The organism is Mucilaginibacter sp. 3215 (genome assembly GCF_050433785.1).
In the GTDB taxonomy this organism is placed as follows: domain Bacteria; phylum Bacteroidota; class Bacteroidia; order Sphingobacteriales; family Sphingobacteriaceae; genus Mucilaginibacter.
Window position 1 is genome coordinate 333,268 of sequence record NZ_JBNPWO010000004.1, and the last position, 25,461, is coordinate 358,728.

A 25,461-nucleotide genomic window follows, 5' to 3' on the forward strand; every position below is an offset into this window, starting at 1 on the left:
ATATGAGATTTATTGTTTCTACCTCAACATTACTCAAACAACTGCAATCGGTAAGTGGTGCGTTAAGCAGCAGTACTGTGCTGCCGATACTGGAAAACTTTTTGTTCGAGATAAAGGATGGGAACTTGACCATTTCTGCTACCGACCTGCAAACCAGCATGACCACCTCTTTGCCAGTTGAGGCTAAAGAGAACGGCAGGATTGCTATCCCGTCGCGTATATTGTTAGAGACCCTGAAGTCATTACCCGAGCAGCCTGTAGCTTTTTCGGTTGATGATAAAACCTTCGCCATTGAAATTAATGCCGGCGATGGTAAATACAAACTGAGCGGCGAAAACGGCGAGGATTTTCCAAAGATCCCTGTTGTTGAAAACGCTTCATCAGTAAACCTGCCTGCTTCTGTTTTAGCCGAAGCTATCAACAAAACCATTTTCGCGGTAAGTAATGACGAATTGCGCCCGGCTATGACAGGTGTTTACTGTCAGCTTACAACGTCGGCACTTACATTTGTTGCTACCGATGCGCACAAGCTGGTTCGTTACCGCCGTAAAGATGCAAAGGCTGCAAGTACTACATCGTTCATACTGCCTAAAAAAGCTTTAACCCTGCTTAAATCATCATTACCAAGCGATGATGTAAATGTATCTGTTGAGTATAATTCCACCAGTGCTTTCTTCAAGTTTGGCAATATTAACCTGGTGTGTCGTTTAATTGACGAGCGTTACCCTGATTACGAGGCGGTTATCCCTCAAAATAATCCTAATAAATTAAATATCGACAGGCTTACTTTCCTGGGTTCATTAAACCGCGTAGCCATCTACGCTAACAAAACTACCCATCAGGTAAGGCTTAAAATAAATGGCAGCGAGTTAAATATTTCATCAGAAGATATTGACTTTGCTAACGAGGCCCACGAGCGTTTAAGCTGCCAATATGAGGGCGAGGACATGGAAATTGGCTTCAATGCAAGATTTTTAATAGAAATGTTGAAGAATTTAAGTTGCGAAGAAGTATCTTTGGAAATGTCGACTCCAAACCGTGCCGGTTTATTACTGCCGCAGGGAGGGGATGAGAATGAAGATGTGCTGATGCTGGTTATGCCGGTGATGCTCAATAGCTATGCTTAAGTGTAAACTTAAATTATAAATCCAAAACTAAGTCCGGTAACATAAAACCGGACTTTTTTTGTTCAACACCCAATACCAAAAATTACAGTAAGCAGTTATAGCTTATAATTGTATATGAATATAAAGGTTAAAGTTTTATTGTTGATAGCCGCGGCAGGTTGCTTTGCAACGTGCAAAAAAAACAACGATAAACCCGATGTGGTTGATTCGTCAACATCATCGTTAAATGTTATTAATGCTACTTTCAACAATGTTAACGTTTATCTTAATGGCACAAGGGTAAACAATACAACAACTTTTTATCCGGGAGGTACGCTTGGATATATTACTGTTAAAGCGGGTACACAAAACTATTCGGTTAAGTTGGATGGGCCTAATAATCCCAATCCGCTGTTTAGCCTACCCCTAACCTTAAGTAAGGATTCGGTGTATTCATTTTATATAGCCGGCAATTCAACAGATCAGGTTTTTAAAACTACCGACATCATAGCTGCAGATACAAATAAGGTGCCATCTGCTAAAATCAGGTTTGTAAATGCTTCGCCGGATGCGGGGAATATAAGCGTGCATTTTGAAGGTACAACTGCTGCCTTAGATACCGAAAAGGTAAAGGACCTTGCTTTTAAAGGTACCTCGACGTTTTATTTAGTAACGCCCGGAGAACACAACATGGCGCTGCATTCAGCGGCGTTTTCGGGCACTATAGTAAGGGATACAGTGCAGCTTGTAGGAGGAAAGGTGTATACCTACTACGGTTTTGGTAATAAAAGCACAGGCCTGGCAACCGGCCTGTTCATCAATCAATAATTACATTAATGGCTAATAAAAATAAAAGCAAGGTACTGGTTTCGTTTTTTATAGTTGTGCTATGCGGACTTTTCATCTGTGCTGTTTCTTCGTGCGGTAAGGGGGGCAATGCATCATCAGTAGGCCTCAATACCCAGTTCCAAATCGTTAATTTAAGTCCGGATATCCAGCCGCTATACCTTTATCAGCATTTTGTCAGGTATAATACCACCACCTATACTTATCCAAACAGTTCGGGATATTTTTACCTTTCAACGCTTGAACCGCCGTTACAGTTACGTACAGCTACCGCGGCGCCGGTTATTTTGCTGCAGTTTGATACTACGCTTAAAGCCAACAGGAAATACACGATGTTTATAACCGGCTTCAGAAAGGATAGTTCGTTTGTCAGTTCATTTATACTATCTGATAGTACCGGTTTGCCAACCATAGGGAAAGGAAAAGTGAGATTTGTGCATACTTCACCTAATACATCTGCCCTGGATCTGCGGGCTAATGACTCCCTTGTTGTGAGAGGTACTACCTTTAACAAGGTATCTAAATATGTTGAACTCACTGCCGGTAATTATAACTTTACCATTACCACTACCCGAACGCCCACGACAATTGAAACAACTCTGCAAAATGTAACTATACAGGACGGCCGCGCCTACACCATTTATACCAAAGGTATTGTTGGCAGCGCAGACTCATTGGCCTTTGGCGCGGGGGTACTTACTAACAATCTGCTTAGTAAGACACTTCAATAGTGCCGTTTTGTTTAATATTTATATTTTTGGGCAAAAATTTAGCCTGTGGAAGTAATAAAAAGTATTATCGACTTTGTACTGCATATTGATAAGCACCTTGTACAAATAACCAGCACCTACCAGGGATGGACATACCTTATCCTTTTCCTGATCATATTTGCCGAAACTGGTTTAGTTATCTTTCCTATTCTGCCCGGCGATTCACTGCTTTTTGCTGCAGGTGCCCTTATTGCGGGCGGTAATTCTGGTTTAGATATCTGGGTATTAGGACTCATTTTAATTGCGGCGGCTTTTATTGGTAATACAGTAAATTATTTTGTTGGCAATTACCTCGGCGTTAAGGTATTTAAAGAAGAAAACAAAATCCTGAAACTGGAATACTATCTTAAAACACAGGCCTTTTTTGATAAACATGGTGGTAAAGCGGTTATCTTCAGTAGGTTTATGCCTATTATCCGCACCATAGCACCTTTTGTAGCAGGAGTGGGTAAGATGCCTTTTTTAAAGTATAGCCTTTATAACATCATCGGCGGTGCATCATGGATCATCGTGTTCCTGTTTGCAGGTTACAAATTAGGGCAGGTACCGGTGATAGCTAAAAACTTTTCGCTGGTAGGGGTGATCATTATTCTCATTTCGATATTGCCGCCCATTTTTGCCGCTATAAAAGGCCGTGGAGCTAAAAATCCGGCTTAATCATAAAATAATTATCCTTGATGCTGTTAATTGATGGCATCAAGGGTCATAGTTCCCATCAGTTTTTCGCCTTTATAAGTTTCAGATTTAACAAAGCGGCCAAGTTTTGGGCTGTACCATTCTGTTACATGGAAGTTGAAAGGAATACCTATACCCATCATTTTCATTTTAGTAGTGGCGTCATAGCTTATTTTTAAACAATCGAAACTGCCGGCATTGGTGCTTATCGTCTCTGCTTGTTCAACCTTGCGGTTTTTGATATCCATTTGCAGGTTAGCCATTTGCGCGCCGTTGTTGCCCATTTCAATAGTTACCGAACCATCATCTAAAGTTTGCCCGGCATGCATATCGGTAGGGTAGGTGAGGTATTTAGCTTCGCCGCTTACCTGCATGTTACCTTTCATATTTGCAGCCGGCACAAACGATTTCATATCTACCTTAATGGTATTGCCGTCGCATATCATTTCAGAATCGCCGTTGCCTATAGGTTTGCCATTTTTGTCATTTATTTCCGCATGCACAGCAACGGTTGTAGCATCTTTTTTGGTGGTAGTATAAACGGCGGTCATCTGTTGTTTGCCCTTTGCATCCTGGTTTATGTAAGTGAGCTTTTTGCCGTTAACGTTGTTTACAAACTGACTGCAATTTTGGGCGAAACCAATTCTACAGATAAGCACAAGCAGTAGTACCGTTAGTCTTTTCATAGCGCAATAATTTAATGTGGGTGATTAACACTAAGTTGCAGAAAACGCAATGGAGAAACAATGTTGCTACTACCCGTTTTGATTTCGGGTTTTACGTCATTAATAATTAGTTGCCAGTACTTTGCCAGATCGGTAAAGTGCTTCCTCTTGTTGAAGCTGAACTTTTTGTTCGATGCTTAAAGGCTGTGCTACAAGCTTGTTCAGGTCAGGCTGCCCTGCATCAACCCAGGCCGAATACCAGAAACTGCCCACGGAAAGAATAGACGCCCGCATTTGCCTTGCCACCATTCCCTTCAGCATTTTGTGATAAGCCAGGCTATAGGCGGCGGAGTAATCGGTAATTTGCTTTTTGCCATGCTGTACCAACCCGTACTTTTTATTCTGGGGGTAGGTTTTGTTCAGGATGCGCTCAAAACGTAAAACTGTATCAACGCTTTTGTAAGTAGCCTTGCATATACGGAATGCTTCATTCAACGGGTTTTCAATATACCGGGCCTTGCCAACGTAATAATTATAATGATCGGCAAATAACTCGGGCAGGCGGCTTTCCCAAAGGGCATGGATGCCGGTTTGCCCCGTAAGCTGGCCGTTGTAGTTTTGGATTAGGTGCAGCGGTACATGCGCATCGGCAATGTAATGCCCTAAATACGCAGATGCATTGAGGATAGCCGTGGTATCATGGGCTTTGAAAGCCCGTACCAGCCTGTAATACTGGTACTGAATGGTCCAGGGAACGGTGCCGTATTTAATGATGGTATCTTTTGAGTATTTGGCAACGGCATCCTTCCATTTTTTTGGCATAGCCTCAAAGGGCTTTTTGCCATAGCGATCGGCATCAAAGAAATGGCGTGGCGCTTCGGATGAATCAACGTAGCGGCGTTTGTCGGCACTCACGGCATGTTCGGTTATATAATCGATATTGGACTTGTAAAAAGCAGACATGGCCTTAGGTAGGGTGAAAACTGCCAGCCGGTTAATACGATAATGTGCAAAGAATCCCCATGATGAGCATAACATGATTAAACAGGTACCAGTTATGCTTAAAATTATGCGGCGGTTCATGAGGCAAAGATGCAATTAAAGGGGGAGTTTTAAATTATACTTCTCCCTTAATTGGCTGCTTAGCTTGTTGATCTTACAGTTTCCCCGAATAAACCTTCGTATCGTAATTAATAACGATAACGCCATCCTGCTGAAATTTATCAAAAAGTGCATGCAAATCGTTGATCATTGGCTCGTACCCCTCATCTCCACGTGCAGGCATGTATGATGATGACAGCAGCCTGCCTTTTAATCCTTCAAAATCAAATATCTGTTTGTTGGCGAATATTTCCAGGTGAGCGGGTTTCGGCTCAAAGAAAGCAGCGATATGTTCGGTATCGATGTTGCGGTGATCAACCTTTACGTAATCGCGGGCATGTTTTACGATGAGTTTATCGTATTCCTGTTCAAAAGCCGATGTTGTTTTTCTTTCATTCCAGATGAGGGTAACAATGCCATCCGGTTTTAGGATTCTTTTAAATTCGGCATGGGTTTTTAAGGCATCAAACCAATGAAAAGCCTGTCCGGCTATAATGGCATTAATGCTATTACTCTCGATGCCTGTATTTTCTGCAGTGCCGTTTTGAGGGATAAAACCGTTATATGAGCCGAGCAGTTCGATCGCTTTTTCACGCATCTCCAAATTTGGTTCAACAGCAATAACCCGGTAACCCTTTTTTAGGAACAGCTCGGTAGAGATTCCTGTACCGGCGCCAATATCAGCAATTAGCTTGTCTTGTGTTAAGCCATAAGTGTCATGTAAAAACTTAACAATTTCGTCGGGATAGCCGGGACGGTATTTTACATAATCTTCAACCCGGTTGCTGAACCTGGTGGTGCTGTTGGTAACCATAAACACAATAGTTTTAATTAATAATAACGCTGCAAAAATCATTGTGTTGTATGAACACTTCGTGAATGCGGGGTTAACAGCTTGTTAATTTGACAGGTCTGCATGCCATAAGGGTTCCGGTAATCATTCACATTATCAATCTAATCCCCCTTAAATATAAATCAAAAAACCACTTGCATATTAAATTTAATCGCTCTATATTTGCAGTCCTTAAAATAAGTAGAAAAGAATAACAAGCTATACGAGATGGCAAATCATAAATCATCATTAAAAAGAATCAGGTCAAACGCTGCGAAGCGTCTGCGCAACAGGTACCAGGCTAAAACAACCAGGAACGCTATTAAGAAATTAAGAAACACTACTACCAAAGCTGATGCTTCTGCACTGTTGGGTAAAGTGATTTCAATGCTTGACCGTTTGGCTAAAAAGAACGTTATTCACAAAAACAAAGCTTCGAACAATAAATCAAAGCTTACTAAATTTGTTAACGGCTTAAGCTAATCTTAGCTATTAAAATATACCAAAGGGGATAGTGTACCAATGCTATCCCTTTTTTTGTTTGGCGCTTTTTCATACTTTAATGCAGTGGAAAACTACGAAAGCAAGATCAGTATTAAATCATGGGCTGAGGAAGACCGCCCGCGTGAAAAACTTAGCGGACAAGGGCGTCGCGCCCTTACCGACGCCGAACTGATCGCCATCCTTATCGGCTCGGGCAGCCGCACAGAAACCGCGGTTGAACTGAGTAAACGCATCCTGCGCCATTATGATAACGACCTGAACAAGCTTGGTAAGGCTTCCATAGCCGAACTATCCAAGTTTAAAGGGATAGGAGAAGCTAAAGCTATATCTATTATTGCCGCGCTGGAGATCGGTCGCCGCCGTAATGAATTTGAATCGGGTGCCATTGAGGTGATCACGTCAAGCAGGGATGGGTACAATATTATGCGACGCCATTTGATGGACCTGAACCACGAGGAATTCTGGATCATACTATTAGGCCGTTCCAACAAAGTATTAGGGAAGGAGCTGATCAGTAAAGGAGGTTTGTCGGCTACGGTATGCGACCCAAAGATCATTTTTTACTCGGCCCTGCAATACCAGGCCAGCGGGCTCATACTGGTGCATAACCACCCATCGGGTAACCTGAAACCCAGTAACGAAGATATCCAGCTCACCAAAAAAATAAGCGCTGCCGGCCGGATGCTGGACATGGGTGTGTTTGATCATTTAATAATTACCGATGCCGGCTACTTAAGTTTGGCCGATGAAGGGTTGATGTAGTTTTGATTTGAAGATTTGAAAATGAGGCGATTTGAAATTGACCTAACATTTTCAAATCTTCAAATTGGATTAATTTTCAAATAAAATACCTTTTACCTTTCGCCTTTAACCTTTCAGCCTAAATCGTATCTTTGCCGATTATCATTTCGGAATAATGAAAATATCTTATAACTGGCTTAAAGAATTTATTGATACTGATAAAACGCCCCAGGAAATTTCCATCATCCTTACCGGTACCGGTTTGGAAGTTGAAAGCCTGGAAAAGGTACAGGCTGTTCCTGGCGGACTGGAAGGCCTGGTGATTGGCTATGTAAAGGAATGTACTGACCACGCCAATTCTGATCACCTGCACGTTACCAAAGTTGATGTTGGTGGTGCGGAAGACCTGCAGATTGTTTGCGGCGCTGCTAACGTAGCTGCCGGGCAAAAAGTGGTGGTTGCTGTAGTAGGCACTACTGTTTACCCAACCGGCGGCGAGCCTTTTGCTATCAAAAAATCAAAGATCAGGAGCGAAGAATCTTACGGGATGATTTGTGCTGAGGATGAGATAGGTTTAGGATCCAGCCATGCTGGTATTATGGTATTGCCGGATGATGCTCCTATAGGTACTCCTGCTAAAGAATACTTTAAGCTGAACGACGATTACATGTACGAGATAGGCTTAACCCCTAACCGTGCCGATGCGGCCTCGCATTTGGGTACTGCAAGGGATATTGCCGCTTTCCTGAAAATTGGCATCAATAAACCCGATGTAGGTGCATTTAAAGTTGATAATACCAGTCGTGTGATTGAGGTTATTGTAGAGAATGAGCAGGCATCGCCGCGTTACTCGGGCTTAACCATCAGCGGTGTTGAGGTTAAGGAATCGCCGCAATGGTTAAAGGAGCGTTTGGCTGTTATCGGCGTGCGTGCTATCAATAACATTGTGGATGTTACCAACTATGTCCTGCATGAGCTTGGTCAGCCCTTACATGCTTTTGATGCAGATGAAATAATCGGCGATAAAGTGCTGGTAAAAAATTATGCCGAAGGTACTGTATTTAAAACTTTGGATGATGTTGACAGGAAACTATCTGCCGATGATCTGATGATCGGTAATGCTGAAGAGCCTATGTGTATAGCAGGTGTATTCGGCGGTGCAAAATCAGGCGTTAAGGAATCAACTAAAAATATTTTCCTGGAGAGCGCTTACTTCAACCCGGTATCTGTTCGTAAAACTTCAAAAAGACATGGTTTAAAAACAGATGCTTCATTCAGGTTTGAGCGTGGTACCGATCCGGACATGACCGTTTTTGCATTGAAACGCGCTGCATTGTTGATTCAGCAGGTGGCGGGTGGCGAGGTGTCGTCAGAGATTTCTGATCATTATCCTGCTCCTGTTGCTCCGTTCGCTGTAGAGATCACTTATAATACCATTGATAAACTGATTGGTAAGAAGATTGGCAATGACGAGATCAAAGGTATTATCACGGCGCTTGATATTAAGATAGTGAATGAAACTGCGGATTCATTATCATTACAAGTGCCGCCATATCGTGTGGATGTTACCCGCGATGTGGATGTGGTTGAAGAGATCCTAAGGATCTATGGTTATAACAACATCGAGATCCCTACACAGATCAGGGCATCGTTAAATAACTCTATCCGGCCTGAGAAAGATACCGTTCAAAACCAGTTGTCAGATTTGCTGAGTGCAAATGGTTTTAACGAGATCCTGGCCAACTCACTTACAAAATCTGCCTACTCGGATAGTTTGGATACTGCTGTTAAGATCCTAAACCCCTTGAGCAGCGATCTTGACGTGATGCGCCAAACGTTGCTGTACTCTGGTTTGGAAGCTATAGCCTATAATCAGAACCGCCGTAGTGCCGATTTGAAATTTTATGAGTTTGGAAAGGTGTACAGTCTTAAAGATGATAAGTACATCGAAACACAACGTTTCAGTGTTTTTATCACCGGGGCTAACACTGCCGAACAATGGAACCAAAAATCAAAACCAGTATCATTCTACAACATTAAGGCTGTGGTTGATGGTGTTTTGCAGCGCCTGAGCATCAGCAACTTTACAGTTGAGGATGCAACGTGTAAAAAAATGTCATTTGGCATTCAATACATGTTGAATGGTAAGCAATTGGTGAAATTCGGGTCGGTAGCTGCAGGTTCTTTAAAAAAGGCGGATGTTGATAAAGAGGTATTTTATGCTGATTTTGATTTCGACCTTGTGCTGGCAGCTATACGTAAAAATAAAATCGTTTACCAGGAGGTTTCAAAATTCCCGGCAGTAAGACGCGATCTTTCTATGTTAATAGACCAAAGCATATCATTTGGCCAGTTAAAGCAAATTGCCCAGCGTACCGAGCGTAAATTGCTAAAGGAAGTTGATGTGTTTGATGTTTACCAGGGTGATAAGCTGCCTGCAGGAAAAAAATCATATGCTTTGAGTTTTATCATTCAGGATCTGGAAAAAACGTTAACAGATAAGGCAATTGATTCTATTATGCAGAAATTAATTTATAATTTAGGAAAAGAAGCCGGAGCGGAGATAAGAAAATAATAGTGAATGGTTGATTGGGTGAGTGGTTGGATAAATTTGTTTTCTGATAAACCATTCACTCAATCAACTTAATCAACCATTAACCAAAAACATGGCCTCATTAGCAGAGCAGTTAAATAAAATTGTAGATAAAACCGAGCGCCTGATTGAACTGTGCGCTGCTTTGCAGGAGGAAAATGACCTTTTAAAACTGGAAAGTGAGGCACTTACGGTAGCTCTGAACGCCAGTAAGGCCAAGACAAAAGAACTGGAAGAAAAATTAAAAGTTGTTAAAGTTGCCAAGTCTTTTTCTGAAACAAATGAAAAAAGTGTTGACATTAAGCAAAAAATTAACGACTTTGTGCAGGAAATAGATAAGTGTATTGTATTATTGAAAAAATAGTACAAAAAGTGAAAAGCTCAAATGGGAGAAATCTCAATAAAAATAAATATTGCTGACCGTGTTTACCCCTTAAAGGTTAACATGGAGGAAGAAGAAATAATACGCAGGGCGGCGAAGCTGATCAACGACCGGATAAAAGAGTATCAGGAAAATTATGCGGTTAGGGATAAGCAGGATTTACTTTCAATGTGTGTGCTGCATTACGCAACATCATCATTGAAGGCAGAAAAGAAAGTTACCGTTGAGGATACAGAGGTGACTGAAAAAGTTTATCATTTAGATCATTTGTTGACCGAATTTTTTTCGAAGTAATAAACGTTCTTTACATAAATATACAAGAGCAAATTAAGATTTAACCGCAGTTAAATTTTAGGTTTCACTATTAAAAACTTAACGCTTCAATATTAAGCGGATCAAGAGGCATGCGTTAGTTGCGATTAACGTTAACCAACCCATGGTCCCCAATATCCGGAATGAGGTTTTAAATACATGATACTTAAAAATTAGTTGCGGTTTTTTTATTTACATACATATATAACACCACCAAACCTAAAATGGACATATTACTATACGTCATCATCGGCCTGCTGGCAGGCGCCATCATTGGCGTGCTCATAGGTCGCTTCCTATTATTAAAGCTTTTTAAAGACCAGGAAACATCGGCTCAGAATAAAGTGAAAAAGATCTTAAAAGACGCTGAAAATAATGCCGAGATCCTGAAGAAAAACAAATTGCTTGAAGCTAAAGAGAAGTTTTTACAAATGAAAGCTGAGCATGAGCAGGAAGTAAATAATAAAAACAATGCGGTAAATCAGCGCGAGAATAGTGTTAAGCAAAAAGAGCAATCATTAAATCAGCGCCTGGAAAATGTTAACCGTAAGGAGAGCGAACTTGATAACACCCGCAAAAATCTTGAAAAGCAAACTGAAATAGTTGTTAAAAAGCAAGACGAGGTAGAGCACCTTAAAAACCAGCACATTCAACAGTTGGAAACCATTGCCGGCCTATCAGCCGAAGATGCCAAAAACCAATTGGTTGATACCCTGCGCGAGGAAGCCCGTACCAAAGCGATGATCCAGATCAAGGATATTGTTGACGAGGCTAAGCTTACTGCTACTAAAGAGGCTAAGAAAATAGTTATCCAAACCATTCAGCGTACTGCTACCGAAAGCGCTATCGAAAACACAGTGTCTATTTTCAATATTGAAAACGACGAGATCAAAGGCCGGATCATTGGCCGTGAAGGGCGTAATATCCGTGCACTGGAAGCCGCAACAGGTATCGAAATCATTGTTGATGATACCCCCGAGGCTATCATCCTTTCAGGTTTTGACCCGGTAAGGCGCGAAATTGCCCGTTTGGCTATGCACCGTTTGGTTACTGATGGTCGTATCCACCCGGCACGTATTGAAGAGGTAGTTGCCAAAACCAAAAAGCAGATAGAAGAAGAAATTGTTGAGATAGGTGAGCGTACTGTAATTGATTTGGGTATTCATGGTTTACACCCCGAACTGATCCGGATGGTTGGCCGTATGCGTTACCGGTCATCATATGGGCAAAACCTGTTACAGCACTCACGTGAGGTTGCCAACTTCTGTGCTACCATGGCTGCCGAACTTGGCTTGAACGTTAAAATGGCGAAACGTGCGGGCTTGCTGCATGATATTGGTAAAGTACCTGATGATAATCCTGAACTGCCGCACGCTATTTTGGGTATGCAATTGGCTGAAAAATATAAAGAACACCCTGAAGTTTGCAATGCTATAGGTGCCCATCATGATGAAATTGAGATGACCTCAATGTTATCGCCGATAATCCAGGCTTGTGATGCTATATCAGGCGCACGTCCTGGTGCACGCCGCGAGGTTGTTGAAAGCTACATCAAACGTTTGAAAGAACTGGAAGAGTTGGCATTGTCATACCCTGGTGTTGAAAAAACATTTGCTATACAGGCCGGCCGTGAGTTACGTGTTGTGGTAGAGAGCGAAAAGATCAGCGACGCGCAATCAGAAGTTTTGGCTGCTGATATTTCAAACAGGATCCAGACAGAAATGACTTATCCTGGTCAAATCAAAGTTACCGTTATCCGGGAAACCCGTTCGGTAGCATTTGCTAAGTAATCATTATAAAATTAAACGAAACCCTTTCGGCACAAAACCGAAGGGGTTTTTTATTTTTACAGCGTGGCAGCAAAAGCAAATACCAAACAGAAGGCAGCAGTTAAAACTACTGCAAATATTGATGAACGCCCTTTTGATCGTTATTTCAGGGAATATGAAGAAGCTCACCAGGATAGGGTTAACAAAATCATACACTATGTCTGTATTCCAACTTTGGCATTTAGTCTCTTTGGATTGATCTGGGCTATTCCTTTTCCTCATTTAGGCTTTTTAGGGGCCTACAATGGCTATTTTAACTGGGCTTCCTTTGTTATAGCTATTGCCATCTACTTCTATTTAAAGCTATCGCCAATTATATCTTACTTCATCCTGTTTATTTTATTAGGATTTAGTTACAGTATAATGGAGCTTGTAGCGTGGCAGCAAGCGGGAGGGATGCCAATGTATCTCATTTGTGTGATAATTTTTGTTCTGTCGATCGCTGTTTTGAGGATTGGGGAACGAAGGGAAGGGAAAAATCCTAAGACTTATATGGATGTCAAATCATTAGTTATAGCGCCTGCTTACTTACTGAAACAATTGCTTAATAAATTGAGAATCAAAAGTTGATTTTAGTATTTACGTATTAAGTATTTGTTAAAATGCTCATTACCGTTGCCCTTTAAATACTATATAATAGAGGCATTTTTTAGCTGTGACGAACATAATTGTGTAATTTATTTCCGATAGTAGATAAATAAAAACTTAATATTTCGGCGCATTAGATTTGGTATTTTATTGATAATCAGTATTTTTCTATTGGATTTCGGGCGTCTGTGTCAGGTAAAGAAGAAATCATTAAGTAGTTGTTAATATAATAATCTGATGTTAATGTAGAATTAACATTGGTAGGGCAATTTTGTGCAATAAAAATTCACAAATGAAAAAGCTCTACTTTATTATTTTAACACTAATAATTATTGGGGTTGGGGGCGTTGCAAACGCTCAGATCACCACCTCGGTACTTACCGGTAAAGTTACAGATCAAAAAGGTACCACTCTTCCGGGTGTAACCATTACTGTACTTAATACCAGCACAGGTACCAGGTATGGCGCACAAACCAACGGCGAGGGCCGTTTCTCGGTTAATAACATTAACCCGGGTGGCCCTTACACGGTAACCGCTACTTTTATCGGTTATAAAAAAGACGAAAAAAGCGACCTTACCCTTCAGTTAGGTAATGCTACCTTAAACTTTGTATTGCAGGATGCAACTACAACCCTGCAGGAAGTTAAAGTAAAAGCATCTGCTGGTCCGGCTAAAACAGGTGCAAGTACCCGCATTGGTCAAAACCAGATCCGTACTGCTCCCTCAATTAACCGCAGCTTGCAGGATTTAACCAGGAATACCCCTCAAAGTAACAATAACTCATTCCAGGGTACCAACTACCGTTATAACAACGTAACACTTGACGGTGCTATCAATAACGACGCGATCGGTTTCAGCCCATCATTAGGTGGTCAGAACAATGCGTCAGGCCAGGTAGGCAGCAGTACCCGTACAAGTCCTATTTCTCTTGATGCTATCCAGGACATCCAGGTGTATGTTGCCCCTTATGATATTAAAATCGGTAACGTATTAGGGGGTAGTATCAATGCTGTAACCCGTAGTGGTACCAATAACTTCAGCGGAGCGGTTTACGGTTATGGCCGTGGCTCGTTCATGGTGGGGCCAAACAACGCAGCAGCTGCTTCTGGCGGTGATGGTTCAAAGCTTAATGATTTTCATGATTACCAGGCCGGTATCCGTTTAGGTTTCCCTATCATTAAAAATAAATTATTCTTCTTTACCAATGAGGAAATCGCCCGCCGGCAGGACCCTGTTATCAGAGGCCTTGACCACAACGGGGCGTCTAATATACTAAGTCAGGCTGATGGTGATAAATTGGTTACCGCTTTTAAATCATTTACAGGCGGTTTGGATCCGGGTACATATAACAATACCACGATTTTCTCTAACTCAAACAAATTCTTTAACCGTTTGGATTGGAATATCGATGACCACAACCAGTTAACTATCCGTAACAATACCATCAGCTCAAAAGCTACTAACTTAGAGCGCGATCAACAAAACTTCCGTTTCAGCGGTATCGATTACACTTCACACAATAACTCAACTTCAACTGTTGCTGAGTTAAAATCAAGGTTCAACAGTAGCCTAAGCAATAGCCTGGTATTAGGTTATTCAAATGTACATGACTACCGCGATCCTAATTCAGATCCGTCTTTACCACAGATCGAAATCACAGGCCGTACTCCTGGTACAACTATTTTCATGGGTACTGACCGTGAGGCCGCTATTTTTGACATGCACCAGAAAACAGCTGAGTTCACTGATAACCTAACCTGGACAAAAGGCAAACACACTTTTACTTTTGGTACACACAACGAGTTTTATAATATCACCTATAATTTCGTAAACTCATGGAACGGTAGGGTAGCTTATAGCAGTATTGAAGATTTTATCGCCAATAACCCCAGCCGAGTACGTACCAACTTTAATTACACCAATAATACCCGCGATTATATCCTGGCTAATCCTTCTGCTCAATTCAAAGTTAACCTAATGAGTTTGTATGGACAGGATGAAATTCAGTTAACAGATAACTTCAAGTTAACGGTAGCTTTACGAGCCGACTATGCAGGTGTGCCTAACAAACAACCGTTAAGCGATAAAACAACCAACGCACCGGTTGATCCTAACTACGGTAACACTTATACTTATACCAAACCAAAAGATATTAAACAGAATTATCTGGGTAATATAGAGTGGAACCCACGTGTATCATTTAACTATGACCTAAACGGCGATCAAAGCGTTGTTTTACGTGGTGGTAGTGGTTTCTTCACTGGTCGTGTTCCATTTGCATGGTTTGGTTACGCATTTTATAACAACGGCAGAACGTATGGAGCTTATGACGTAAAAGCTCCAAGTTCTGGTATTTCAGGCCAAACACCAGGTACCAACCCAGTACAAACTGCTGCTAATGGCGAACTGAATTATGTTAACAAGCAAGTACCTGCTGTAAATACCTCCGCTTCAGGTGCAACGCAAGTTGATATGATCGACAATAACTTTAAAATGCCACAAGTTTGGAGAAGCAGTTTGGCTGTTGATTATACTACTGATGATCAGTGGAAATTTACGGGCGAAGGTATTTATACTAAAGTTATTCATGATTTGAAATTTCAACAGGTAAACACGCTTGATCAGGTAACTTATTACGTATACGATACACAAAAACAACAGCCCATATTTAATAATACAGCCACCGCCCTTAATAAAGGTAAGATCAATACGGCATATACCAATGCTTACCTATTATCAAATACAAGCGAAGGCTACCGTTACAGCTTAACCGCACAGATAGCTAAAAACACGCAATTTAGCCCAACCAGTGCTTTGAACGTGTCTGTTGCTTATACTTTTGGCCACTCAAAAGATGTTACCAATGGTATCCGTAACTCAATGGAATCAAACTGGCAATTAAACCAGGCTTTAAATCCAAACAACCCGGGTATAGCCAATTCAAACTTTGATATCCGCCACCGTATCGTATCAAACTTGAATTTCAAACATGATTGGGATGCGGCTCAAAAATATACAGCAAATTTTACGTTTTTCTTTAGCGCACAATCTGGTAATCCATATACTTATGGTTTCTATCCAAGTGCTATCGATGGAACTGGCCAGCAAGTTAGCTTAGCTTATATCCCTAAGCATGGCGAAACAGTGAATTTCTTCTCTGATATAGTAGGTGGTCAAACAGCAGCACAACAAGCAGCAGCATTTGATGCATTTATTGACAAAAACTCTTATTTGTCATCTCGCCGCGGTAACTTTACCGAGCGTAATGCCGCGTTTACACCTTGGAATAACCAATTGGATTTCCGCTTTACTCAAGACTTTAAATTTGGTGGCAAACACAAACAAATGATCACGTTTACTTATGACGTAATCAATTTGACCAACCTGTTAAATAAGAAATGGGGACAATATTATTTCTCAGCCAATACATATAATTCAACGTCAAGTGTTGGTTTAACACCTGCAAAAGGTGGAACTCCTTCATTTGAAAATGCTCCTACAACTTATCCTAAATATGTATTTAAGGATCCAGGAGTACCATACTCAGTTGATTTGTTCGCTTCACGCTGGCAAATGCAATTTGGAGTACGTTACAGCTGGTAATCGTAAAACAACATATAATAGTTAAGATTAAACTTGAAACGCCTCCGATATTATCGGGGGCGTTTTTATTTTGAGGCGAGTTAGTATTTAATAAGTTTTGTTTTGGCTGCTTAGGTAGGATATAAGATGCGTTTTTTGATTTCATTTGTCTTTAGAGAAATAATTAACAATAGTATAATCTATTCCTTATATAGGTTTATGATTTGGTGCTTATTTTTATATTATATAATAAACCAAAAATTCACAAATCTGTATGAAAAAACAATTAAACCCAATTTATTTTTTGATTTTAACAGCCATTGTCTTATTAAATAGTTGTAAAAAGAACATGATGGAAGATTTGAAGAATCCAAATAATAATTCTTCAAATAAAGCTTTAGGTGTGAGTGCTATCACTCCTTATAGTTTTAACTGGGAGACAGGTGATTACATGCCAACACCAAGCGGAACTTCAATTTTGAAACCTTGGGCAAGTGGTTCAAATCAGTCTTTTCCATTGCTTTACGCCACTGATATTAAAGCTGCAGATGGCTGGCAATTAGTTTATAACACCTTTAATACAACTCAACTTAATCCACCTTTGTATTTTGTTTTATATAATAGGTATCGTGGCGTTTTAAGGGCTTATTTTTATTTAAGCCCTACAACTCCAATTCCAAGCAGCAACGTTACTCACACTTTAGTGCAAAGAACAACAGGTGCTGTCGCTCATTTAATTAGTTATTCTGCTTTAAACGCTGCTGATTTAAGTGTTGTTAGCAATACAACATCCTTAGCCCAGCCCTTTAAAACCACAGCTACGGGTACCTGGTATGCGGCTGAATTTGAGATGGCTTATGATCCTGCGGTAGGCACAAAACCAGCCAATACAAATTTGATGAGTTGGGAGGTTAACTCGATTAACGTGAGTAACCTTACGCTTAATGGCACTTCGCAGGGAAGTATAACAGGCACAATAGCTCAACCTGCCCCGCCATCGCCCAATATGTTTAATAAAGTTATTAATGGCGCATTCCAACTCGGCAGCTTAGTTGAACTGGGCCCGGTTAGCGCTGGAGCGTCTGTACTTAAAACGGCTTTAACCGATGCGCTTAAATCTGGGTTATCCGGATCGGTAAAGAATGTTTCGAACGGTATATTTGGAGGAGCTACCACGGCAGATAGCACAAGACAATATGTTCACTTAACCACCAATACGTCTTATACATTTACAGGAACATCAACGGATATCTATCAATTGGCCAACATCAGTTTAGTTATACCTGGTAGCCAAAATCAGACTACGGCAACCGGTTATGTTCCATTATATCAAAGTCCTTTGGGTTTGATGACTTTGTCGGCAGCACCGACAGCAAAATTGATAGAATCTGACTATGATTGGGGAACCGTTATCGCAGGAGCAAAATTTGATATCAATTCTTATAGTATAGTTTGGAATCCCACTATTATCAATGGCACTTCAACCGGTGCTTCGATTGCTAATATTAAACAGGAAATCCTTAGTTACGAAAATATTTATGATACTAACAACACTACAACTTACAATGAACCCTGGCCTCTAGGAAAGACCGAGTATGACGGAATTAATCCTTATTTGAATTTGGGTTACCCAACTTCACAAAACGGATATGCTTTTGCTATACGTTCACAAGATACTTGCCCGGGATGTGACTACGGTGCTGATTTATTACCTTATGATAATTTTATTGTTGGGCAGAAAATGCCTAATCATGTACTCCGCATTTCATTTGACGTCGTTCCTAATAACGGAGCCCCTAAAATTAAAGTTGTCAAATCGTTTAATATCATAATGACAGGAACGGTATATCAATAATGTAAAGCTAATTAAACTATTTGATTTTGAAAAGGAAACGCCCTGTCGATAGCCGACAGGGCGTTTCCTTTTTCAGTGTTTTTTGAATATTATAAATTTTTCCCCAGCTTATCCAGTATATCCTGCGGTACTTTTTCAAGATCGAGTACCAGGAAACCGTCAAGGCAGTCGGCAAATTTAGGGTCGATGTTGAAGCTGATGATCTTAGCGTTAAGGGCAATGTATTGACGGAGCAGTACAGGTACTTTCATATTGCGGGTTTCTACTTCCGATATCAGGTTGTCGAGACCTTTAAAACTGTCTTCACCGGCCATAAGCAGGTCGGTATCAATTTTGGCAAAATCAACCTTGAATTTTTTGCGTGGTTTAACATACTGCGCCATTTCATGATCGAAATGGTTGCGGTTGATATAATCAACAATAAGTGATTTAGAAAATTTAGAAAAGGAGTTACTAATACTTACCGGGCCTATCAGGTAGCGGTACCTGGGGTTATCTATCAGGAATTTAAGAATGCCTTTCCATAACAGGAATAGCGGTAAAGGTTTAGTTTGATATTCTTTGCGAATCCATGAGCGGCCCAGTTCGAGGCTGCGGCGTAACACAGGTATAAACTGGGTTTTAAGTTTAAACAGTTCATTTACGTAAAAGCCCTTTTTGCCTACGCTGTAAAATATCTCGTCGCCCAAACCAATGCGGTAAGCGCCTACAATCCGTTTGGCTTCAAAATCCCAGATGAACAGGTGATGATAATAAATATCATATTCATCAAGGTCGATTGCTTTGTTGGTGCCTTCGCCAACCTCGCGGAAAGTGATCTCGCGCAGTCTGCCTATTTCCCGTATCACATTAGGGATGGTTGACGTCGGAACGATGAACACTTCGTAGTTTTTCTCAGTCCAAACTTTGTAGGTTTCGCGCAGCGGCTCAATTTCTTTCTCAAGAATGGCGCTATCTATTTCAGGAGAAACCTCTTCGGCTTCGCGTTTAATTTTAAACAGGTTTCGCGGGTTGAAGATCTTTTTTTCCTCTTCCAAACCTGTGCCTAAAGCATAGGTACGGGCGCGTAAAAAGTTAAGCAGTTTGGCACTGTTGGTATAGTCGGGGATATCGGTCACATTAATGGGTTTCCCAATGCGCAGCTTAATAGTATGCCCATGTTTGTTAAATAACTCTGACGGTAATTTTGCCGTACGCAGGGTAGGGTGCAGCAAGCTGAGAAAGTTAAATAACAGGCCATTATTGCCGTGGAAATAAATAGGCACCACCGGGACTTTGGCTTTGGCAATGATCTTACCTACAACCGGGTGCCACATACGGTCGGTCACCTGTTTTTGTTCTACCTTAAAGGTTGATACCTCGCCGGCCGGGAAAATACCTATCGGGGTGCCCTGGTTTAACAGCTCAAGGGTGTTTTTTAGGCCGCTTATACTTGACGAATGTTCAACATTTTCAAAAGGGTTTACCGCTATAAAATAGTCGGCAAGGTTGGGGATTTTTTTAAGCAGGAAGTTGGCCATCAGCTTTGAATCGGGGCGGGCCATGCACAGAACTTTTAATAACACCATACCCTCAATACCTCCGTAAGGGTGATTGGCAATAGCTATAAAGGCTCCGTCTTTAGGTATGTTACGGAGCTCACGCTCATCAAACTCAACATCAATACCACAACCTTCTAATATGGCATCAACAAAGTCGGGGCCTTGCTTGGGCTGTGCCTGGGCAAACAGGTCGTTAACCTGGTTTATTTTCATTAGTTCCATCAATAAAGCGGCCAGGCCCGGCATTTTCAACTTATCCAGTTTGGTGGCTTTGGCAAACTCTTCGGTGGTTATAACTTTCATTGTTTTTAATAGCAGTATGTTTTAACAAATAAATATCCTAAATTTTTATTTAATTTAACCCCTGGAACATATTATAAATGAGGCCGCAAATTAAAAACTACCTGTCTGTCACTAAAAAAGAGTGGAACGGAATGGTAGTGTTGATTATTTTCATTGCAATGGTTTTGCTGGCTCCCTATATATTTCGGGCAAACCACAAAGATAATATAATAAATTTTAAGGCTTTTGATAAAGCGATAACCGATTCCGATAAAACGGAATATCTCCCCGCAAGGGATGAAGCTTCAGCGGGTAACCGCAATGTCCGTCCTGCTACACTCTTTCAATTTAACCCCAATAACTTACCCCTTGCAGGTTGGGTAAAACTTGGCCTTACTGAGCACCAGGCACAGGTAATTAAGCATTATGAAGAAAAGGGCGGGAGGTTTTTAACTAAAGGAGATGTGAGAAAAATATACACCATCAGCCCGGCGGCGTACAAACGCCTTGAGCTGTATATTAACTTGCCCGATGGCCCTGCTTATTACACAAATAAAGCCAAACCAGGCGAAGTGATAGAGATCAACACGGCTGATTCGGCGAGGCTTACCATGATCAGGGGAATAGGCCCCGCATTTGCCCGGCGTATTGTCCATTACCGGGAGCGGATAGGCGGGTTTTACAATAAAGAACAGTTGAAGGAGGTTTATGGCATTGATAAGGAAAAGTACGACCAGATTGAAACCGGTATTGCGGTTGATGGCAAACATATCATTAAGGTGAACATTAACACGGCTACCTTTAATGAGCTTAAGCACTTCCCCTATCTCAGCTACAAACAAATGGATGCCATTGTAGCTTACCGCGATGAGCATGGTAACTATAATGCCTTGAACGACCTGAAAAATATTGCAATACTTAATGACGGAATTTTGCGTAAAATTGGACCTTATTTAGTTTTCAAATGATAGCCCAGCAAATTAAAGCAGCCATAAGGGATATTCCCGATTTTCCGAAACCGGGAATTGTTTTTAAAGATATCACGCCCATACTGAAAGACCCCGGATTATGCGAAAGCATCATCGATGCTTTTGTTGAACAATTGCAGGGAACCCGTATTGACGCGGTAGCCGGTATCGAAAGCAGGGGCTTCTTGTTTGGGCTCACACTGGCAACCAAATTAGGGGTGCCGTTTGTACCAGTGCGTAAAGCGGGTAAGCTGCCTTTCACTATAAAACAAAAAGCTTATAAGCTGGAGTACGGCACCGCCACCATCGAGCTGCATACCGATGCTTTTGAACCCGGTCAACATATATTACTTCATGACGATTTGCTGGCTACAGGTGGTACAGTAACTGCGGCCAGCGAGCTTATCAGGGAAATGGGCGGTATAGTTGCCGGTTTTTCCTTTGTAGTCGGGCTTGGTTTTTTGAATGGTAAAGAAAGAATTACGCCTATTTGTGATAAGCTGATAGTGCTGGCGGATTATTAAGCCCATAACAAATGGAGTATCCATTTTGTTGATTTTTTTGTCGGAGGGCATGGACAACGATTGTCCTGCTTACAGTTTGGTTGGTAATTGCGGGCCTGTGCATGGGCTGCGTTAGGGATGGAAGTGTAAAGCCAGCAGCGTGCAAAGGACTTTGCAATGGGGAACGCGAGGACTTGTAACGGATAGGCCGGCCCGCCAGGCGGCGGGAACACCATATTCTTGTGATATTAAGGTTACTTTTCGCAGCGCCTGGTATTAAATAAAAAGCAGGAATAATGACGCGTTTAAATTTGATTGCAAAGACATCGCTATTAGCTATTTTAACTGGTGGATTGTTTTTAAGCGCCTGTGCTCCCTGGCCACAAAAAGCAGTGTTAAATACTTCGGAAATGACCGAAGCGGATGACAATATTGTTGATTCTCTCATGGGGCCGTCGGTATTATCAATCTATTTAAATAAAACTTTACAGAGCATAAAGGGCGGTACGGTGTCCTACGCGGATGTTTACGTTTGCAAGTCATTTAAACGCGACTCTGTTTTAGGTGATACTGTTATTATTCTTGATACGCAGTTAAGAACGCGAATTTCAGGAGAGCCCTATATATACTGGACTGGACTCCGGAAAGGGAAAAGATTGAAAGCATGTAAGATAGCTGTGCCCGAGAATCAATTAGGCAAGCTCAAAAAGTATCCATATAAATACGCTCAGGTAACGTTGATTACAGATGATTGAGGGGTAAAAGCGTCTTCTATTTTTCTTATTGATTCATAAGCCTATCCGAAAAAGGCCTAAACAACAAATGCTTTTGATGTGTAGTAAAATTTCCTCAAAAACTATTTGCTAATAAAATAATTAACCCTATCTTTGCAGTCCCGAAAATACGGGGTATAATAAACGTTTAAACAATTTAATTTAAAGCAAGTGAATACGTTAAGTTACAAAACTGTCTCAGCCAACAAAAAAACCGTTAACAAACAATGGGTTGTTGTTGACGCCGAAGGCGAGATTTTGGGGCGCTTGTCTACGAAGATCGCAATGATCATCCGTGGTAAAACCAAGCCTGATTTCACCCCAAACGTAGACTGTGGTGATAATGTGATCGTTATCAACGCAGACAAGGTAAAACTGACCGGCAACAAACTAAGCGACAAAGTTTATGTTCGTTACACTGGATATCCAGGTGGTCAGCGTTTTATTTCTCCTAAGGAGTTATTGGCGAAACATCCAACCCGCATCATTGAAAAAGCGGTACGTGGTATGTTACCTAAAAATCGTTTGGGTAAAGCATTATTCGGCAATTTGCATGTATATGCAGGTGCTGAGCATCCTCATGCAGCGCAAAACCCAACAGCCATTTAATTTTTAATTTTTAAGGAGAAAAAAAATGCCAACAACTAACACTTCAGGCAGAAGAAAAACAGCCGTTGCCCGCATCTACCTTACAGAAGGAAATGGTGCGATCATCGTTAACGGTAAAGATTACAAAGAGTATTTCCCTACTTTGCCATTGCAATACATCGTTACTCAGAGCACTGAGGTTTCTGGTAGCACCGGAAAATTTGATGTTAAAGCTAATGTTGCAGGTGGTGGTGTAAAGGGACAGGCAGAAGCTGTTCGTTTAGCTATCGCTAAAGCTATTGTTGAACTTGATGCTGAAAAGAAACCGGCATTACGTGCTAAAGGCTTAATGACCCGCGATGACCGTATGGTTGAGCGTAAAAAACCAGGTCGCAGGAAAGCACGTAAGAGATTCCAATTCAGTAAACGTTAATCACAGGAGGACAACAAAATGGCAAGAACAACTTATCAGGATTTACTGGACGCTGGTGTACACTTTGGTCACCTTACCCGCAAATGGGATCCGAAAATGTCACAGTACATTTTCATGGAGCGTAACGGTATCCACATTATCGATTTAAATAAAACCTTAACTAAGGTTGAAGAAGCTGCTGCAGCTATAAAACAAATTGTAAAATCAGGCCGTAAGGTATTATTCGTAGCTACAAAGAAACAAGCGAAAGATATCGTTGCTGATTATGCAAAAAGCGTAAACATGCCATACATCACCGAACGTTGGTTAGGTGGTATGTTAACTAACTTTGCAACCGTACGTAAGTCGATCAAAAAGATGTCAAACATCGATAAATTGACTAAAGACGGTACTTACAGCAACCTTTCTAAAAAAGAGCGTCTGATGATTCAGCGTGAGCGTATCAAATTAGAAACCCTTTTAGGTGGTATCTCTGACTTGAACCGTTTACCGGCTGCTTTATTCCTGATCGACGTTAAGAAAGAGCACATCGCGGTTTCAGAAGCATTAAAGTTGAACATCCCTACATTTGCTATGGTTGATACCAACTCTGATCCTTCAAACATCGACTTCCCGATCCCTGCGAATGACGACGCTACCAAATCAATCTCTTTGATCACCAGCATCATCATCAAAGCTATCGAAGAAGGTTTAGATGAGCGCAAACGCGAGAAAGAAGACGAAGCTGAAAAAGAAGCAGTAGCTGCAAAAGCTAAAGCTGATGCTCCTGAAGTTAACGAAGGCGGTAAAAGAACCCGTAAAGTTGCTGAAGTAGCTGCTGAAGGCGAAGCTGAAGCTCCGGCTGCTGAAACAGAAGAATAATCTTCCTTGTTAACCCTTTAAGGGAACAACAAAAAATATATTAATTCTCTCACCTCAGCAAGGGGTGGGAGATTTTTAATATTAAAAATAGTTGCAGGTTACAGTAGCATAATACCATAGCGGTAACTTGTAACCCGATATAAAAAATCTTAAAACTCAAAAAAACATGTCTACAGTACAAATTTCTGCAGCCGACGTAAACAAACTGCGCCAGCAAACCGGTGCCGGTATGATGGATTGCAAAAAAGCATTAACCGAAACTAACGGTGATTTTGAAGCAGCTATCGATTTTTTAAGGAAAAAAGGTGCTAAAGTTGCAGCAAGCCGTCAGGACAGGGAATCAAACGAAGGTGTTGTTATTGCACGTACTTCTGAAGATTTTAAAACCGGTGTTATCATCGAGCTTAATTGCGAAACTGACTTCGTAGCTAAGAATGCTGAGTTCATCGCTTTTGCAAATGAAATTGCTAACAAAGCTGTTGAGGCTAAACCAGCTTCAATTGAAGAGCTTTACGCACTTGAAATTGACGTTGAAACTGTTCGCGTTAAAATTGGTGATGCTATCATCGAAAAAACCGGCAAAATCGGCGAAAAAATCGGTGTATCTAAATATGAAGTTATTAGTGGCGAAAAGGTTGTTGCTTACATACACGGTAACTTCCGTTTAGGTGTATTGGTAGCATTAAGTGCTAATGGCGCAGGCGCCGAAGAGGCTGGTAAAGACGTAGCTATGCAAATCGCAGCTATGAACCCAATCGCTTTGGATAAAGATGGCGTTGATGCTTCAGTAATTGAGCGTGAGCTTGAAATTGCTAAAGAGCAGATCCGTGCAGAAGGTAAACCAGAAGCAATGGTTGAAAAAATTGCTGCCGGTAAACTGAATAAATTCTACAAAGACTCAACCCTGTTAAACCAGGAGTTTGTGAAAGATTCATCTAAGAGCATTTCACAATTCCTTGACTCGGTTGAAAAAGGCCTTACAGTAACCGCATTTAAGCGGGTAGCTTTAGGAGCTTAATCATATTATCCCCCGATAAAAATCGGGGGATTTTTTTTGCCCTGTTGATTCGCCCTCAAAATCATGTCATTGCGAGGAGGGACGACGAAGCAATCGCACACTATACAGGGTG

Annotated in this window: 24 protein-coding genes; 20 read left to right on the forward strand and 4 right to left on the reverse strand. The window is 41.2% G+C overall.

Annotated features, from left to right (window positions below):
- Positions 1-2: 2 nt before the first annotated feature.
- The 4 genes from dnaN to ABIC84_RS10105 all read left to right on the forward strand — a co-directional run bounded on the left by dnaN (position 3) and on the right by ABIC84_RS10105 (position 3,379).
- Entirely contained in the window at positions 3-1,127 is a 1,125-nt protein-coding gene (dnaN, locus tag ABIC84_RS10090) for a DNA polymerase III subunit beta (protein ID WP_090529793.1), read from the forward strand.
- A 114-nt stretch (positions 1,128-1,241) separates the two neighbouring features.
- On the forward strand, positions 1,242-1,934 hold the full coding sequence (locus ABIC84_RS10095; protein WP_091173727.1) for a DUF4397 domain-containing protein: 693 nt from the start codon (positions 1,242-1,244) through the stop codon (positions 1,932-1,934).
- 8 nt (positions 1,935-1,942) lie between these two features.
- Positions 1,943-2,683 (forward strand): DUF4397 domain-containing protein, encoded by a 741-nt coding sequence (locus ABIC84_RS10100; protein WP_429263498.1) that lies wholly within the window; start codon positions 1,943-1,945, stop codon positions 2,681-2,683.
- A 45-nt stretch (positions 2,684-2,728) separates the two neighbouring features.
- On the forward strand, positions 2,729-3,379 hold the full coding sequence (locus tag ABIC84_RS10105) for a VTT domain-containing protein (protein ID WP_426584667.1): 651 nt from the start codon (positions 2,729-2,731) through the stop codon (positions 3,377-3,379).
- 26 nt (positions 3,380-3,405) lie between these two features.
- Here ABIC84_RS10105 and ABIC84_RS10110 read toward each other — a convergent pair whose 3' ends face one another.
- From ABIC84_RS10110 to ABIC84_RS10120, 3 genes are all read right to left on the reverse strand, one after another.
- Complete coding sequence (locus ABIC84_RS10110) at positions 3,406-4,083, reverse strand: hypothetical protein (protein WP_429263499.1); 678 nt, start codon at positions 4,081-4,083, stop codon at positions 3,406-3,408.
- Positions 4,084-4,182: 99 nt separating this feature from the next.
- The gene (locus tag ABIC84_RS10115) at positions 4,183-5,145 is read right to left on the reverse strand and encodes a zinc dependent phospholipase C family protein (protein WP_429263500.1); all 963 of its coding nucleotides are present in this window, start codon (positions 5,143-5,145) and stop codon (positions 4,183-4,185) included.
- 73 nt (positions 5,146-5,218) lie between these two features.
- On the reverse strand, positions 5,219-5,977 hold the full coding sequence (locus ABIC84_RS10120; protein ID WP_429263501.1) for a class I SAM-dependent methyltransferase: 759 nt from the start codon (positions 5,975-5,977) through the stop codon (positions 5,219-5,221).
- Between the two features lie 246 nt (positions 5,978-6,223).
- Here ABIC84_RS10120 and rpsT point away from each other — a divergent pair, with 246 nt between their 5' ends.
- The 9 genes from rpsT to ABIC84_RS10165 all read left to right on the forward strand — a co-directional run bounded on the left by rpsT (position 6,224) and on the right by ABIC84_RS10165 (position 18,382).
- Positions 6,224-6,478 carry a 30S ribosomal protein S20 gene (rpsT, locus tag ABIC84_RS10125; RefSeq protein ID WP_076374856.1) on the forward strand — a complete coding sequence of 85 codons (255 nt, stop codon included), beginning with the start codon at positions 6,224-6,226 and terminating at the stop codon, positions 6,476-6,478.
- A 39-nt stretch (positions 6,479-6,517) separates the two neighbouring features.
- Positions 6,518-7,261: a RadC family protein gene (gene radC / locus ABIC84_RS10130; protein WP_429263502.1), complete on the forward strand. Its 744-nt coding sequence runs from the start codon at positions 6,518-6,520 to the stop codon at positions 7,259-7,261.
- 154 nt (positions 7,262-7,415) lie between these two features.
- Entirely contained in the window at positions 7,416-9,815 is a 2,400-nt protein-coding gene (gene pheT, locus ABIC84_RS10135) for a phenylalanine--tRNA ligase subunit beta (protein ID WP_429263503.1), read from the forward strand.
- 91 nt (positions 9,816-9,906) lie between these two features.
- On the forward strand, positions 9,907-10,197 hold the full coding sequence (locus ABIC84_RS10140; RefSeq protein ID WP_090529765.1) for a hypothetical protein: 291 nt from the start codon (positions 9,907-9,909) through the stop codon (positions 10,195-10,197).
- 21 nt (positions 10,198-10,218) lie between these two features.
- Positions 10,219-10,509: a cell division protein ZapA gene (locus ABIC84_RS10145; protein ID WP_090529762.1), complete on the forward strand. Its 291-nt coding sequence runs from the start codon at positions 10,219-10,221 to the stop codon at positions 10,507-10,509.
- 242 nt (positions 10,510-10,751) lie between these two features.
- Complete coding sequence (rny, locus tag ABIC84_RS10150) at positions 10,752-12,317, forward strand: ribonuclease Y (RefSeq protein WP_090529759.1); 1,566 nt, start codon at positions 10,752-10,754, stop codon at positions 12,315-12,317.
- A 63-nt stretch (positions 12,318-12,380) separates the two neighbouring features.
- The gene (locus ABIC84_RS10155) at positions 12,381-12,926 is read left to right on the forward strand and encodes a DUF962 domain-containing protein (protein ID WP_426584682.1); all 546 of its coding nucleotides are present in this window, start codon (positions 12,381-12,383) and stop codon (positions 12,924-12,926) included.
- A 310-nt stretch (positions 12,927-13,236) separates the two neighbouring features.
- Positions 13,237-16,548, forward strand: a complete 3,312-nt coding sequence (locus ABIC84_RS10160; protein WP_429263504.1) for a carboxypeptidase regulatory-like domain-containing protein — start codon at positions 13,237-13,239, stop codon at positions 16,546-16,548.
- Positions 16,549-16,801: 253 nt separating this feature from the next.
- Complete coding sequence (locus tag ABIC84_RS10165; RefSeq protein ID WP_426584686.1) at positions 16,802-18,382, forward strand: hypothetical protein; 1,581 nt, start codon at positions 16,802-16,804, stop codon at positions 18,380-18,382.
- An 89-nt stretch (positions 18,383-18,471) separates the two neighbouring features.
- Here the strand turns inward: ABIC84_RS10165 and ABIC84_RS10170 are convergent, their stop codons facing one another.
- Positions 18,472-20,226, reverse strand: a complete 1,755-nt coding sequence (locus tag ABIC84_RS10170) for a lysophospholipid acyltransferase family protein (protein ID WP_090529750.1) — start codon at positions 20,224-20,226, stop codon at positions 18,472-18,474.
- Positions 20,227-20,303: 77 nt separating this feature from the next.
- Between ABIC84_RS10170 and ABIC84_RS10175 the strand changes: the two genes are divergently transcribed.
- The 7 genes from ABIC84_RS10175 (at position 20,304) to tsf (ending at position 25,349) form a co-directional block, all read left to right on the forward strand.
- Positions 20,304-21,173, forward strand: a complete 870-nt coding sequence (locus tag ABIC84_RS10175; protein ID WP_429263505.1) for a helix-hairpin-helix domain-containing protein — start codon at positions 20,304-20,306, stop codon at positions 21,171-21,173.
- Complete coding sequence (locus ABIC84_RS10180) at positions 21,170-21,697, forward strand: adenine phosphoribosyltransferase (RefSeq protein WP_188834381.1); 528 nt, start codon at positions 21,170-21,172, stop codon at positions 21,695-21,697. The genes ABIC84_RS10175 and ABIC84_RS10180 overlap by 4 nt, the downstream gene beginning before the upstream one ends.
- A gap of 275 nt (positions 21,698-21,972) precedes the next feature.
- The gene (locus ABIC84_RS10185; RefSeq protein ID WP_429263506.1) at positions 21,973-22,431 is read left to right on the forward strand and encodes a hypothetical protein; all 459 of its coding nucleotides are present in this window, start codon (positions 21,973-21,975) and stop codon (positions 22,429-22,431) included.
- A gap of 189 nt (positions 22,432-22,620) precedes the next feature.
- A complete protein-coding gene (gene rplM, locus ABIC84_RS10190) occupies positions 22,621-23,058 on the forward strand; it encodes a 50S ribosomal protein L13 (RefSeq protein ID WP_090529488.1) in 438 nt (145 codons plus the stop codon).
- Between the two features lie 25 nt (positions 23,059-23,083).
- The gene (gene rpsI / locus ABIC84_RS10195) at positions 23,084-23,470 is read left to right on the forward strand and encodes a 30S ribosomal protein S9 (protein ID WP_110587286.1); all 387 of its coding nucleotides are present in this window, start codon (positions 23,084-23,086) and stop codon (positions 23,468-23,470) included.
- An 18-nt stretch (positions 23,471-23,488) separates the two neighbouring features.
- Entirely contained in the window at positions 23,489-24,331 is an 843-nt protein-coding gene (gene rpsB, locus ABIC84_RS10200) for a 30S ribosomal protein S2 (protein WP_090529482.1), read from the forward strand.
- A 166-nt stretch (positions 24,332-24,497) separates the two neighbouring features.
- Complete coding sequence (gene tsf, locus ABIC84_RS10205; RefSeq protein ID WP_429263507.1) at positions 24,498-25,349, forward strand: translation elongation factor Ts; 852 nt, start codon at positions 24,498-24,500, stop codon at positions 25,347-25,349.
- The last annotated feature ends 112 nt before the right edge of the window (positions 25,350-25,461 follow it).